The sequence below is a fragment of the Phreatobacter sp. genome, assembly GCF_027532945.1.
In the GTDB taxonomy this organism is placed as follows: Bacteria; Pseudomonadota; Alphaproteobacteria; order Rhizobiales; family Phreatobacteraceae; genus Phreatobacter.
In genome coordinates, this window is record NZ_JAPZTZ010000007.1 from 1 (window position 1) to 12,860 (window position 12,860).

General features: G+C 69.0%; 12 protein-coding genes. 1 reads left to right on the top strand and 11 read right to left on the bottom strand.

What is annotated here, in order from left to right; genetic code table 11:
• Positions 1-188: 188 nt before the first annotated feature.
• The 11 genes from O9344_RS05820 to O9344_RS05870 all read right to left on the bottom strand — a co-directional run bounded on the left by O9344_RS05820 (position 189) and on the right by O9344_RS05870 (position 12,191).
• Positions 189-1,238 carry an L-idonate 5-dehydrogenase gene (locus O9344_RS05820; RefSeq protein ID WP_298474083.1) on the bottom strand — a complete coding sequence of 350 codons (1,050 nt, stop codon included), beginning with the start codon at positions 1,236-1,238 and terminating at the stop codon, positions 189-191.
• A 66-nt stretch (positions 1,239-1,304) separates the two neighbouring features.
• Positions 1,305-2,375 (bottom strand): nitronate monooxygenase family protein, encoded by a 1,071-nt coding sequence (locus O9344_RS05825; RefSeq protein ID WP_298474086.1) that lies wholly within the window; start codon positions 2,373-2,375, stop codon positions 1,305-1,307.
• Positions 2,376-2,802: 427 nt separating this feature from the next.
• Positions 2,803-3,858, bottom strand: a complete 1,056-nt coding sequence (gene obgE, locus O9344_RS05830) for a GTPase ObgE (RefSeq protein ID WP_298474089.1) — start codon at positions 3,856-3,858, stop codon at positions 2,803-2,805.
• Between the two features lie 250 nt (positions 3,859-4,108).
• Entirely contained in the window at positions 4,109-5,272 is a 1,164-nt protein-coding gene (gene argE, locus O9344_RS05835; protein ID WP_298474093.1) for an acetylornithine deacetylase, read from the bottom strand.
• Between the two features lie 3 nt (positions 5,273-5,275).
• Complete coding sequence (locus O9344_RS05840) at positions 5,276-6,958, bottom strand: thiamine pyrophosphate-binding protein (RefSeq protein ID WP_298474097.1); 1,683 nt, start codon at positions 6,956-6,958, stop codon at positions 5,276-5,278.
• Between the two features lie 124 nt (positions 6,959-7,082).
• Entirely contained in the window at positions 7,083-8,075 is a 993-nt protein-coding gene (gene mbfA / locus O9344_RS05845) for an iron exporter MbfA (RefSeq protein WP_298474102.1), read from the bottom strand.
• A 105-nt stretch (positions 8,076-8,180) separates the two neighbouring features.
• Positions 8,181-8,798 (bottom strand): glutathione S-transferase family protein, encoded by a 618-nt coding sequence (locus O9344_RS05850; protein WP_298474105.1) that lies wholly within the window; start codon positions 8,796-8,798, stop codon positions 8,181-8,183.
• Between the two features lie 9 nt (positions 8,799-8,807).
• Complete coding sequence (locus tag O9344_RS05855) at positions 8,808-9,959, bottom strand: acyl-CoA dehydrogenase family protein (protein WP_298474108.1); 1,152 nt, start codon at positions 9,957-9,959, stop codon at positions 8,808-8,810.
• A 69-nt stretch (positions 9,960-10,028) separates the two neighbouring features.
• A complete protein-coding gene (locus O9344_RS05860) occupies positions 10,029-10,823 on the bottom strand; it encodes a hypothetical protein (RefSeq protein WP_298474110.1) in 795 nt (264 codons plus the stop codon).
• Entirely contained in the window at positions 10,820-11,446 is a 627-nt protein-coding gene (locus tag O9344_RS05865; protein ID WP_298474113.1) for a TetR/AcrR family transcriptional regulator, read from the bottom strand. The genes O9344_RS05860 and O9344_RS05865 overlap by 4 nt, the downstream gene beginning before the upstream one ends.
• Positions 11,421-12,191 carry an SDR family NAD(P)-dependent oxidoreductase gene (locus tag O9344_RS05870; protein ID WP_298474116.1) on the bottom strand — a complete coding sequence of 257 codons (771 nt, stop codon included), beginning with the start codon at positions 12,189-12,191 and terminating at the stop codon, positions 11,421-11,423. Before O9344_RS05870 ends, O9344_RS05865 begins: the two co-directional genes overlap by 26 nt.
• 214 nt (positions 12,192-12,405) lie before the next feature.
• Between O9344_RS05870 and O9344_RS05875 the strand changes: the two genes are divergently transcribed.
• Positions 12,406-12,860 (top strand): alcohol dehydrogenase catalytic domain-containing protein (locus tag O9344_RS05875; protein ID WP_298474119.1); only part of this gene is annotated, 455 nt, incomplete at its 3' end.

A 12,860-nucleotide genomic window follows, 5' to 3' on the forward strand; every position in this document is an offset into this window, starting at 1 on the left:
GGGAGCCTTGGCATCAAAGCAACCACCCACTCTCCCGGCCTTTGGCCGACCTCTCCCCGCCGGGGAGAGGTGAAGGCGGCGCCCGCCGGGCGAGCCTCACGATCATCAGATCAAGCGCGACGTCGTAACCCTCTCCCCGCCTGCGGGGAGAGGGAAGGGTGAGGGGCCATCAATGGCGAGCCTGGCCCTCACCCAAACGCGATCTGTACCTTCATCGCCTTCGACCGGTCCGAGGCGAGGTGAAAAGCCTCCACCGCCTGCTCCATCGGCAGCGTCGCGGTGAGCAGCGGCCGCACGTCGATGCGCCGCTCGCCGATCATCTGCACGGCGGTGGCGAATTCCTCGTGAAAGCGGAATGTGCCGCGCAGCTCGAATTCCTTCGCCACCAGCACCGAGATGGGGATGGTGAAATCCCCGCCCGTCCCGACCTGCACGATGACCGCGCCGGGCCGGAGCGCGGCAAAGGCGCCGGTCAGCGCCTTCATGTTCCCCGAGGCCTCGAACAGCACGTCGAAATGGCCCTTGTCGGCCTCGTAAGCCTTGAGCGCATCCGGATCCTCGGCCGTGTTCAGCGTCGTCGCCACTCCGAGCCCCTTGACCACCGCCAGGGTCGCCGGGGCGATGTCGGTGGCGACGATCTCCGCCGCGCCCGCCGCCCGCGCGGCCAGCACGCAGAGCGCGCCGATCGGCCCGCAGCCCGTCACCAGCACGCGCTTGCCGAGGAGCGGGCCCGCGCGCCTGACAGCATGGAGGCAGACCGCCAGCGGCTCGCAGAAGGCGGCCTCCCCGAGGCTCACCCCGTCGGCGACCTTGTGGGCCTGCACGGCGTCGCAGACCAGCACCTCGCGGAAGGCTCCCTGGATATGCGGGAAGGGCATGGCCGAGCCGTAGAAGCGCATGTTGAGGCAATGGTTCTGGCGGCCCTCCTGGCAGTAGCGGCAATGGCCGCAGGGCCGCGACGGGCTCACCGCCACGCGGTCGCCGGGCTTCACCGATCCCACCTCCGCGCCGACCCGCTCCACCGTGCCGGCGACCTCGTGGCCGAGGATCATCGGTTCTTTCAGCCGCACCGCGCCGAAGCCGCCATTGTGGAAATAGTGCAGGTCCGAGCCGCAGATGCCGCCGGCGCCGATCCTGACCGCGATCTCCCTGGGCCCCAGCGGCGAGACGGCCTGGTCCTCGAGGCGCAGGTCGTGGGGCGCGTGGATGACCAGCGCCCGGGCGACGGCAGCGTTCACGTCAGGAGTCATGGGGTCCTCGGGGCGTTTGTTGTCGTTGGCGCAAGACTAGCGGTGGTCCGCGCCTCACGCCATGCGCAGCCGCTCCAGCGTCTCGGCCCAGAGCGTCCGCGTCAGGTCGCCGGCGCCCATAGCGCGGCCGAGGGCGGCCGCCTGGCCCGACCAGAGCGAGGAGAAATCGGCGCTGCCGGCCGCCTCTGCCTTGGCTTTCAGCGGGGCGAGAGCGCCACCCGCCGTCGGGAAGGCCGGCGCCACCCCGGAGATCGGGCCAGCCTCGCGCATCAAGCGGTTGACGAGGCCGCGGGCGGGCCGTCCCGTGAAGAGATTGGTCAGCGCCGTGCCGTCATCCTTGGCCTGCCGCAGCGCCTCACGGTGGATCGGCGTGATGGTCGCCTCCGGAGTGAAGAGATAGGCCGTGCCGATCTGCACGGCGGAAGCGCCCAGCGCAAAGGCGGCGACGATGCCGCGCGCATCGGCGATGCCGCCCGCGGCGATGACCGGCACGTCCACCGCATCCACCACCTGCGGCAGCAGGGCGAAGAGGCCGGGCTGGTTGCCGACATCCTCGGTGAGGAAGATGCCGCGATGGCCGCCGGCCTCATAGCCCTGGGCGATGATGGCATCCGCCCCGTGGTCTTCCAGCCAGCGCGCCTCGTCGGCCGTCGTGGCGGAGGAGATGACCTTTGCGCCGGTTGCCTTGACCCGGGCAAGGAGCGCGGCCTCCGGCAGGCCGAAATGGAAGCTGACCACCTCCGGCCGGACCTCCTCGACAATGGTCGCGAAGGTCGCGTCGAAGGGCGCGCGGTTGGCACTCGGGATCGGCGCCGCCGGGTCGATGCCGAGCTCGCGGTAATAGGGGCTAAGGCGCTCGCGCCAGGCCTGCTCACGCGCCGCGTCCGGCGCGGGCGGGGTGTGGCAGAAGAAGTTGAGGTTGATGGGCTTGGCCGTGCGCTGGCGGATCAGCGACAGCTCGGCGCGCATGGTGTCGGCGGAGAGCATGGCGCCGGGCAGCGCCCCGAGGCCGCCGGCCTCCGACACGGCAATCGTCATGGCGGAGCCTTGAGCCCCTGCCATCGGCGCCTGGAGGATGGGCAGGTCGATGCCGAACAGGCTCTGGATGCGACGGTCGAGGGGCATCGGGCGCCTCCATGCGATGCGGGGCGCAGACTTTAGACGCTGGAGGGTTGAGGAAAAGGGGGACCTTTGGCCGACGGGACGCAAGCCTCGAACCTGCCTGAAGTATAGGGGAGGAGCGTTACGCTGTCAAGGACTTTGGTCCTATCGTAGCGCGACCATGCGCGTCGTGGTCGGCTTGACCTCCTGAACCTCTGCCGAAAACGCAGCGCTGCATCAGCGAATTGCGTCCTTCGAGGCTCGCTTCGCTCGCACCTCAGGATGAGGAAGCTTGTGATCTGCAGCAGGGCCAACCGATCGGGGTGGCGCGCTTATGCCACCCACAACCACCCTCATCCTGAGGTGCGAGGCCCACGGCGATGCGTCAGCATCGTCCGGCAGGCCGAGCCTCGAAGGACGCACTTCAGTCGTGCAGCCGACGCCGCCCACCTCACGGCCGCCAGCCGGTCTCCTGCGGCAGGCCGTCATCGGGGAGGTCCGGCATCGGCTCGGCAGCGCGCGCCGCATCGATGATGGTGAGGAGCTGCACCAGCGCCTCGTCCACGCCCTCGCCGGAGGTGGCCGAGAGCGCCAGCGGCGTCTTCTTCGCCGCCCGCTTCAGCCGCGCCATCTGCTGCTTGCGCGTTTCGGGATCGAGCGCGTCGACCTTGGCCAGCGCCAGGATCTCCGGCTTCTCGGCGAGGCCGTGGCCATAGGCCTCGATCTCCTCGCGCACCAGCTTGTAGGCCTTTCCGGCATGCTCCGACGTGCCGTCGACCAGGTGGAGGAGCACGCGGCAGCGCTCGACATGGCCGAGGAAGCGATCGCCGAGCCCGTGGCCCTCATGGGCGCCCTCGATGAGGCCGGGAATGTCGGCAAGAACGAATTCGCGGCCGCGCACCCTGACCACCCCGAGGCCGGGATGCAGCGTCGTGAACGGATAATCGGCGATCTTAGGCTTCGCCGCCGTGGTCGCGGCGAGGAAGGTCGACTTGCCGGCATTCGGCATGCCGACGAGACCGGCATCGGCGATCAGCTTCAGCCGCAGGATGATGTTGGCTTCCTTGGCGGGCTGGCCGGGATTGGCATGGCGCGGCGACTGGTTGGTCGAGGTCTTGAAATGCGCGTTGCCGAAGCCGCCATTGCCGCCCTGCAGCAGCACGAAGCGCTGGCCGACCTCGGTGATGTCGGCGATGAGCGTCTCGCCGTCCTCCTCGAAGATCTGCGTGCCGGCCGGCACCTTCAGCACCACGTCGGCGCCGCGCGCCCCGGCGCGGTCGCGGCCCATGCCGTGCATGCCGGTCTTGGCCTTGAAATGCTGCTGGTAGCGATAGTCGATCAGCGTGTTGAGGCCGTCGACGCATTCGACCACCACATCGCCGCCGCGGCCGCCATCGCCGCCATCCGGACCACCGAACTCGATGAACTTCTCGCGGCGGAACGAGACGGCCCCGGCGCCGCCGGCACCGGATTTCACATAGACCTTGGCCTGATCGAGGAACTTCATCGTCTCGCCGCTGCCGCCGGAAGGGCGGAGGGGGTCTCTAACGCATCGGAGCCGGAAAATCCAACGAAACGGCCCATCATGCCGAAACCGGCCCCCCAAAGAGCGCCGGGCGGCCGCATCGCTGCGACCGCCCGGTTTCTCAGGTTCCACCGTTCCCCCGAATGGATGGAGCCCGATATCTATGGCTTCATCCTGCCGGGAGGCGCGCAAACGTGCCTTGATGCGGATCAATCAACCCGCGCTGGAGCCTTCAACCCCCGCTGGCATGGGCGATGAGCTTGCCGATGAAGGCGTCGGCCTTGGCGAGCTCGACGGCTTCCACATATTCGTCGGGCTTGTGGGCCTGCTCGATCGAGCCGGGCCCGACGATGATGCTGGGGATGCCGATCTGCTGGAACAGGCCCGCCTCGGTGCCATAAGCGACCTTGGCGTGGTCGTTGCGCCCGGCGAAGCGCTTGGCGAGCAGCGTCACCGGTGCATCCGCCGCGGTGTCGAGGCCGGGCACCAGCGCCAGTTCCTCGAAGGTGAAGCCGGCGCCGGGGAAGATCGCCTTCATCGGCGGCTCCAGCACCTCGCGAGCATAGGCCTCGATCTCCGCGACGATGGCATGCGGGTCATCGCCGGCAACGCAGCGCAGGTCGAAATCGACGACGCATTCGCCGGCGACGATGTTTCGCACCGTGCCGCCGCGGATGACGCCGATGGAGGTGGTCGAACAGGGCACCGCATAGAGCGGGTCGAGATCGGTGCGGCGGGCGAGCCGCTGGCCGATCTCGGTGATCTTCACGATGAGCTTCGCCGCCTCCTCGATGGCGTTGACGCCATGCGGGCGGAGCGAGGAATGGGCCTCGAAGCCGCGCACCGTCACCCGCATCGGCCGGCCGGTCTTGTGGGCGATGACCGGTTGCATGTTGGTCGGCTCGCCGACGAAACAGGCCTCGGGCTTCAGCGGCCGGTCCTTCAGCACGGCGAGCAGCGTGCGCACACCGCGGCAGCCGACCTCCTCGTCATAGGAGATGGCGAGATGGACCGGCTTCTTCAAAGGCGCCGCCAGCATGGCGGGCACGGCGGCGATGGAGGCGGCGACGAAGCCCTTCATGTCGCAGGTGCCGCGGCCGTAGTAGCGCCCGTCCTGCTCGACCAGCTTGAACGGGTCGGTGGACCAGTCCTGCCCGTCCACCGGCACCACGTCGACATGGCCGGAGAGCACATAGCCCGGCACGTCCTTCGGGCCGATCGTCACCCAGAGGTTCGCCTTGCTCCCGGTCTCGTCATAGACGCGCTCGCCGCTGACGCCGAAGCCCTTCAGGTACTCCTCCACCCAGTCGAGGAGCGGCAGGTTGGAATTGCGGCTCGTCGTGTCGAAGGAGACGAGCCGGTCGAGCACCTCGACGGTGGAGAGCGCAGCCGCCATGGCTCAGGCCTTTCCCGCCAGCGCCTTGGCGCGGATGGCATCGATCGTGGTGGTGGGCGTGATGGCCTGCTGGTCGAGGAAGCAGTGGATGATGGCCGGCTTGCCGGAAGCCACCGCCCGCTCGAAGGCGGCAGCGAACTCCGCCGTCTCGCGCACCGTTTCGCCATGGCCGCCATAGGCCCGCGCAAGCGCCGCGAAATCCGGGTTCTTCAGCGTCGTCGCCGAGACGCGCTCGGGATAGTCGCGCTCCTGGTGCATGCGGATCGTGCCATACATGCCGTTGTCGACCACGACGACGATGATCGGCAGGCCGTACTGGCAGGCGGTCGCGAACTCCTGCCCGTTCATCATGAAGCAGCCATCGCCGGCAAAGGCGATGACGGTCTTGTCGGGATGCATGCGCTTGGCGCCGACGGCCGCCGGCGTGCCATAGCCCATGGAGCCGGAGGTCGGGGCGAGCTGCGAGCCATAGGTGCGGAAGCGCAGGAAGCGATGGACCCAGGTCGCGTAATTGCCGGCGCCGTTGCAGACGATGGCGTCGTCGGGAAGCCTGTCGCGCAGCCAGGCCATGACCTCGCCATACTGGAAGGCGCCGGGCAGGCGGGCCGGATTACCGGTCCAGGCGAGATAGCTCTCATGCGCCGCCTTGGCGGCACCGGCCCAGGCGATCACCTGCGGCGGCTGCACGCCCTCGAGCGAGGCGCAAAAGGCCGTCGGGCTCGCCTGGATGGGAAGGTCCGCCTGATAGACGCGGCCGATCTCCTCCGGCCCGGGATGGACATGGACGAAGGCCATCTGCGGCTTCGGGATGTCGAGCAGCGTGTAGCTCTGCGAGGCGATCTCGGAGAGGCGGCCACCGACGGCGATGACGAGATCGGCCTCCTTGATGAGCTTCAGCATGTCGGGATTGCCGCCGAGCCCGAGATCGCCGGCATAGTTGGGGTGGGCATGGTCGAACAGCATCTGCCGGCGAAACTGGCAGATGACCGGCAGGTCGAAGCGCTCGACGAAGCGCGTCACCGAGGCCACCGCCTTCTCCGACCAGCGCGAGCCGCCGAGGATCAGCACCGGCTTCTTCGCCGCCCAGAGCATCTTCTGGAACTTCGCCATGTCGGTGAGGCCCGGCCAGGTCTCCGCCGCTTCGATCCGCGGCGCATCCGGCACATCGGCGCTCTCGGTGAGCATGTCCTCAGGCAGAACCAGCACGACCGGGCCGGGGCGGCCCTGCATGGCCGTGGCATAGGCGCGGGCGATCATCTCGGGGATGCGCGCGGCATCGTCGATCTCGGCGACCCACTTGCACATGCCGCCGAAGAACTGGGTGTAGTCCATCTCCTGGAAGGCATCGCGGCCGCGCATGCCGCGCTCGATCTGGCCGACGAAGAGGATCATCGGCGTCGAATCCTGCTGGGCGATATGCAGGCCGGGCGAGGCATTGGTGGCGCCGGGGCCGCGGGTGACCATGCAGATGCCCGGACGTCCCGTGAGCTTGCCATAGGCCTCGGCCATCATCGCCGCGCCACCCTCCTGCCGGCAGATGGTCACGGCGGCCTTGGCGTCATGCAGCGCGTCCAGCACGGCGAGATAGCTCTCGCCCGGCACGCAGAAGACATGGTCGCAGCCCTGGGCAATGAGCTGGTCGACGAGAATCTGGCCGCCGGTGCGGGTTGCGGTGTCGGAGCGCATGAAAAAGGTCCTTAGCCATCGGGCTGCTTGGCGCAGCCTCGTTCGGCGCGGACCTTAGCGGCAGCGGCGCAGGCCGGGAAGCGTCGCGAATGCGGGGCGGACCGCCCTGCCCCGCAATCCGGGCTCACGCCCCGCCGATCAGCACCCCCGCCGCCAGCACCAGCGCGCCGCCGAGCACCACCTGCAAGGCGGCGCGGAAGAACGGCGTCTCCATGAAGCGGTTCTGGATCCAGACGATGGCCCAGAGCTCGACGAAGACCACGACGAGAGCAATGGCGGTCGCCGTCCAGAAATGCGGGATGAGATAGGGCAGCGCGTGGCCGAGGCCGCCGATCGTGGTCATGATCCCCGAGGCAAAGCCGCGCTTCCACGGCGAGCCGCGGCCCGACACCTTGCCGTCGTCATGGGCCGCCTCGGTGAAGCCCATGGAGATGCCGGCGCCGACGGAAGCCGAGAGGCCGACGAGGAAGGTCGTCCAGGGGTTCTGGGTGGCAAAGGCGGTGGCGAAGATCGGCGCCAGGGTCGAGACCGAGCCGTCCATCAGGCCGGCAAGGCCCGGCTGCACCCAGGTGAGAATGAACTGCCGGCGGGCCGAGGCATCCTCGGCCTCGCGCTCACCGTCCCCGAGATGGGTGTTGGTGAGGGCCTGCGCCTCGCGCTGGTGGCCGGCCTCCGCCGCGGCGAGATCACCGAGCAGCTTGCGGGTATCGGCATCGGTCGTGCGCTGGGCAGCCGCGAGATAGAAGGCATTGGCCTGCCGCTCCATGTCCTCGGCCTCCTCGCGGACGCGGTCGAGGCCGAGATTTTCAACGAGCCAGACGGGATTGCGGGTGATGTAGCCGGAGACATGCTCGCGCCGCATCGGCACGACGAAATCGCCGAAGCGGCGCTTGTACATGTCGATGAGCCGGCGGCGGTGCTCGTCCTCGGTCGCCGCCATGCCGCGGAACACCGCCGCCGATTGCGGATAGGCGGGCTCCAGCTTCTCGGCATAGGCGCGGTAGATCTGCCCGTCCTCCTCCTCGGAGGAAATGGCGAGCGCCAGGATCTCCTGCTCCGACAGGTCGTCGAAACGGCGCTTGCGGGAAAAGCCGGGCAGCGCGAAACGGCTGAGCATGGCGGTCTCCTTAGAATAATTCCAAAGAGACTTACGCCCGCGCTCCACCCTCCGCAACCCGCCGTCGCGCAGACGTGACCTGGATCAAACGCGATGCCGAACGGGTCAGTCGCCGCGCAGGGCGAAGGTCTTGCGCGCCGCCGGCCGCGCCATGGCGGCCTGGTACCAGGACTTCACCGCCGGCTTGTCGTCGAGGATCGGCGAGTAGCGCAGGTAGAAGACGCAGGATGCGACATTGAGGTCGGCGATGGTGAAGCGGTTGCCGACGAGGTGACCGCCATGGCTGGCAAGATGGCCCTCGAGCACCGAGAGCGGCACGCGCAGGGTCTCGCGGCTCTTGGCGGCAACGGCGGCGTCGCGCTGGTCTTCAGGCTTCATCGTCTCGTTCTGGAGAAGGGCCAGCGCCGCGGCCTCGACCTCGGTGACAGCCCACATCGTCCACATGGTCATCAGCCCGTCCTCCTCCACCGATTCCGGCGCCAGCGGCCCGCCGGCCTTCTTGGCGAGGAAGAGGTTGATGGCGAGCGATTCCCACAGGACCATGCCATCCACCTCGACGGCGGGAACGCGGCCGTTCGGATTGATGGCGAGAAAGTCCGGCTTCCGCGAGCCCTCCGGCCCATGCGGCAGCGGATTGTGGATATAGGCGAGGCCGAGCTCCTCCGACGCCCAGATGTTGCGGATGGCCCGGGACCGGGCGAGGCCGTGGATGGTGATGGTCATGGATGCGTCCTACTGGCGGAAGGCGTCGCGGGCGATGATGAGGCGCTGGACCTCGCTCGTGCCCTCGTAGATGCGGGTGATGCGGGCGTCGCGCATATGGCGCTCGACCGGGTAGTCCGCGCAATAGCCGGCGCCGCCATGGAGCTGCAGCGCCGTGTCGGTGGCCCGGCCCGCCGCTTCGGAGGCGAAGAGCTTGGCCATGGAGGCCTCGCGGCCGAAGGGTTCGCCGCGGTCCTTCTTCGCCGCCGCCTGGAGGATGAGGAGGCGCGCCGCCTCGAGCTCGGTCTCGCGGTCGGCGACCATCCACTGGATGCCCTGGAAATCGGCGATGGCCTGGCCGAACTGGCGGCGCTCTTTCACATAGGCCTTCGCCGCGTCCATGGCGGCGCGGGCGATGCCGAGCGACAGCGCGGCGATGCCGATGCGGCCGCCGGCGAGCTCGCCGACCGCGATGCGGAAGCCGTCGTCGAGACGGCCCATCAGCGCCGTCGCGGGCACCCGGCACTGCTCGAAATGCACGGTGCTGGTGGCCGAGCCGTGCTGGCCCATCTTGCGCTCGGCCTTGCCGATGACGAGGCCGGGGGTGCCTGCCTCGACCAGGAAGCAGGAAATGCCCTTGCCCTTCGGCGCGTCCGGGTTGCTCACCGCCCAGACCACGAAGATGCCGGCATAATCGGCGGAGGTGATGTAGATCTTCTCGCCGTCGAGGACGAAACCATCGCCGTCGCGGCGGGCGCGGGTGACCATCCCCGCGGGATCGGAGCCGGCCCCCGCTTCGGTCAGGCAGAAGGCGCCGGCGGGATAGGTGCCGTCGACGATCCGCGGGATATAGGCGCGCTTCTGCGCCTCATTGCCGACCGCCTGGATGACCTCGGCCACCATGTTGGTCACCGAGGCCGTGACGCCGGTAGCGGCGCAGGCATAGCCCAGCTCCTCGATGGCGAGCGCGAAGGCGACCGTGCCCGCGGCCGTGCCGCCGAAATCCTCGCGCACGTTCACCGCCATGAAGCCGGCCTCGGCGAAGGTCTTCAGGTTTTTGAGGAACAGGTCGCGACCCTCGCCGCGGTCGAGCACCGGCGCGAGCGGCGCTGCAATTTCCGCCGCCATGGCGCGGGCCGTGTCGCGGATGAGGATCTCTTCCTCGGTGAGCTCGAACAGCATGGGCAGCCTCCGGTGGCCGAGGGATAGGCGAGACGGACCGGGGCGGCAATCCGGCCGAGCGGCCGGGCCTCAGCCCAGCAGCGGCCGGCCCGCCAGCGCCTGCTGGTAGGTGATGAGCACCAGCGCGCTCCACAGCGCCGCCGCCAACCAGACCGCCGCGACACCCACCCCGCCCGGCAACAGCCGCGCCGCCACGAGCCCGGCAAGCGGTAGCGCCTGCATCATGTGGGTGGCGAGGAAATGCGACACCCTGAGGTCGCCGACCACCAGCGACCAGCCGGTCAGCGCCATGCGCGCCCCGCCCGCGGGCTCGGCCGGCAGATGCGGCGACAGCCGGCTGCCGATGGTGAAGGCGGTGACCAGCGTCAGGACCGTGCCACCGACGAGGCCGAGCGCGATGGCCTGGCGCAGGGCCGGCGCGATGGTTGCCTCCCGGTCCGTCGCGGCGACGAGGCCGATTACCGCGGCGGCGACCGTCAGGATCACCGCGCCCGTCGCCATGGCCGTGTACATGGCCCGGGTGAAGGGCGTCGCCATGTTGAAATGCGAGGGCTGGGCGCGCGCTGCCTGTACGACGATGTAGACCATCTCCCCGAGCGAGGTGAGGGCGCAGGCCGCAGCCGTGAGGGCGAGCAGCGTGCCAGCCCGCGCTCCCACTCCGAGAAGCCCGATGATGAGCGCCAGCGTCGCCATGTGGATCGCCAGCGAGATGGCGAACTTCATCGGCTTCGCCCAGACGCTCGCCTCGTGGAGCAGCCGCTTGTCGACGCTCCAGAACAGCGCGCAGAGGGCGAGGACGAGAAGCATGACGATCGTGCCGGTCCACAGGATGAGTTCGGCGGTGCCAATGCGGCTGGGGGTCATGTCTTGTCCGGTTGCTGGGTCATGAGGGCCGTGTGCAGCCGTGCCATGGCGTGACCTTGCATGGCACCGTGAACGGCCTTGTCGAGATCGAGGGTCGCCATGGCGCCCGATCGGCGGATGCTGGCGATGCCGTGCACCGTTGCCCAGACATAGAGGGCATCGAGCGCGGGAGCATCCGCCGCGCTTCCCGGGGTCTTGGCGCGCGGCAGGCGCTTCACGGCATCCTCCAGGATCGCGAAGGCATGACGGGCGCTCCGCATCATGTCGGGATGGGCTTCGGGATCGGGGAGCGGGGTCGCGAACATCAGGCGGTACTGCAGCGGGTGGGCATCGGCATAAGCCAGATACGCTTCGCCAATGGAGCCGAGATCGTCATAGGGATCGTCATGGTGCTGCCGCCCGTCGAGATGGCTGGCGAAGCCCTCATAGGTCCGCCTGACGACCTCGGCGAGCAGATGATCGCGGCTGGGAAAATGCCGGTAGGGCGCCTGGTGGGAGACCCCCAGCCGGCGCGCCACCTCCCGCAGACTGAGCGCTTCGACGCCGGACTGTTCGATGACGGCGAAGGCCTCGCGCAGGCATGCCTCGCGGAGGTTATCAACCCCGGACCGCGTTTTCGCCATGCCCTCGTCCCGCCATGCCCCGCATCACCTTCTCCATGATGAGGACACGCCCCCACCGAGGCAACGGCGCCAGAGACCCATGCAGCAGCTTGGACAGGAAGCCGGGCCGGACCGTCCCCTGTCGCCCGAGGGCAGCGAGGGTCTGCCGCGCCACGACTTCCGGCCGCTCGGCCTTCCCCATCGTCATCGTGGCGCGGGTTGCGAAGCCGGTCGACACCGGGCCCGGGGCGGAGGCCAGGACATCGACGCCACGGGGGGCGAGCTCGCGCCGGAGCCCCTCGGCGAGGCTTTGGACATAGGCCTTGGTCGCGGCGTAGTGGGCCGCCCACGGCACGCCCTGAAAGGCCACCAGGGAACTCATCAGGATGATGCCGCCGCGCCCGCGTGCCACCAGGCGAGGCGCGAAATGATGGGTCGCGAGCATCACCGATTCGCAGTTGAGGCGGACCATCTCCCGCTCGTGGTCGACATCCCCATCGAGGAAGGCACCCGAGGAGCCAAATCCTGCCGCCAGGACGACCAGCCCGACATCCAGGGGGGCGGCGGCCTCAAAGAGGGCATTGAGGCCGGCCTGCCTCGCCAGATCTCCGGGGACCACGATGACCTGACCGCCGGCGGCGCTGACCGCACTCGCGACGGCGTCGAGCCGGTCCCGCGAACGGCCGGCGAGAACAAGGGAGAAGCCTTCGGCCGCCAGCGAGAGGGCGATCGCCTTGCCAATCCCGTCCGAGGCTCCGGTGACCACGGCCCATGGACCGTACCGCCCCCGAAGCCCCGATCCTGCCCCACGCCCTGTCTGGTCCATGGTCGTCTCCAACACCTGATGTTGACGCTGTCTACAATCGCATGTTGACGCCGTCAACATCAATGTGTGCGTTGCGGCTCACCCCCCGCCCGTGGTTCAGTCGCGCACCTTTACGCAGGGGCAGTGGGCGGACCACGGCCCAAGGGAGATCCGCATGAAGACCCGCGCCGCCGTCGCCTGGGAGGCCAACAAGCCGCTCACCATCGAGACCATCGACATCGGCGGGCCGAAGCCGGGCGAGGTGCTGGTGGAGATCATGGCGACCGGTGTCTGCCACACCGACGCCTACACGCTGTCGGGGCTCGATTCCGAGGGCAAGTTCCCGGCGATCCTCGGCCATGAGGGCGCCGGCATCGTCCGCGAGGTCGGCGCCGGCGTCACCTCGGTGAAGCCCGGCGACCATGTCATCCCGCTCTACACGCCGGAGTGCCGCGGCTGCAAAACCTGCCTGTCGCAGCGCTCGAACCTCTGCACCGCCATCCGTGGCACGCAGGGCCAGGGCCTCATGCCCGACCAGACCACGCGCTTCTCCTGCGAGCCGGTCGGGGGGCGCGCCCGCCACGCCATCTTACACAACAAAGGGGGCACTACCGTCACTAAAAAAAACGT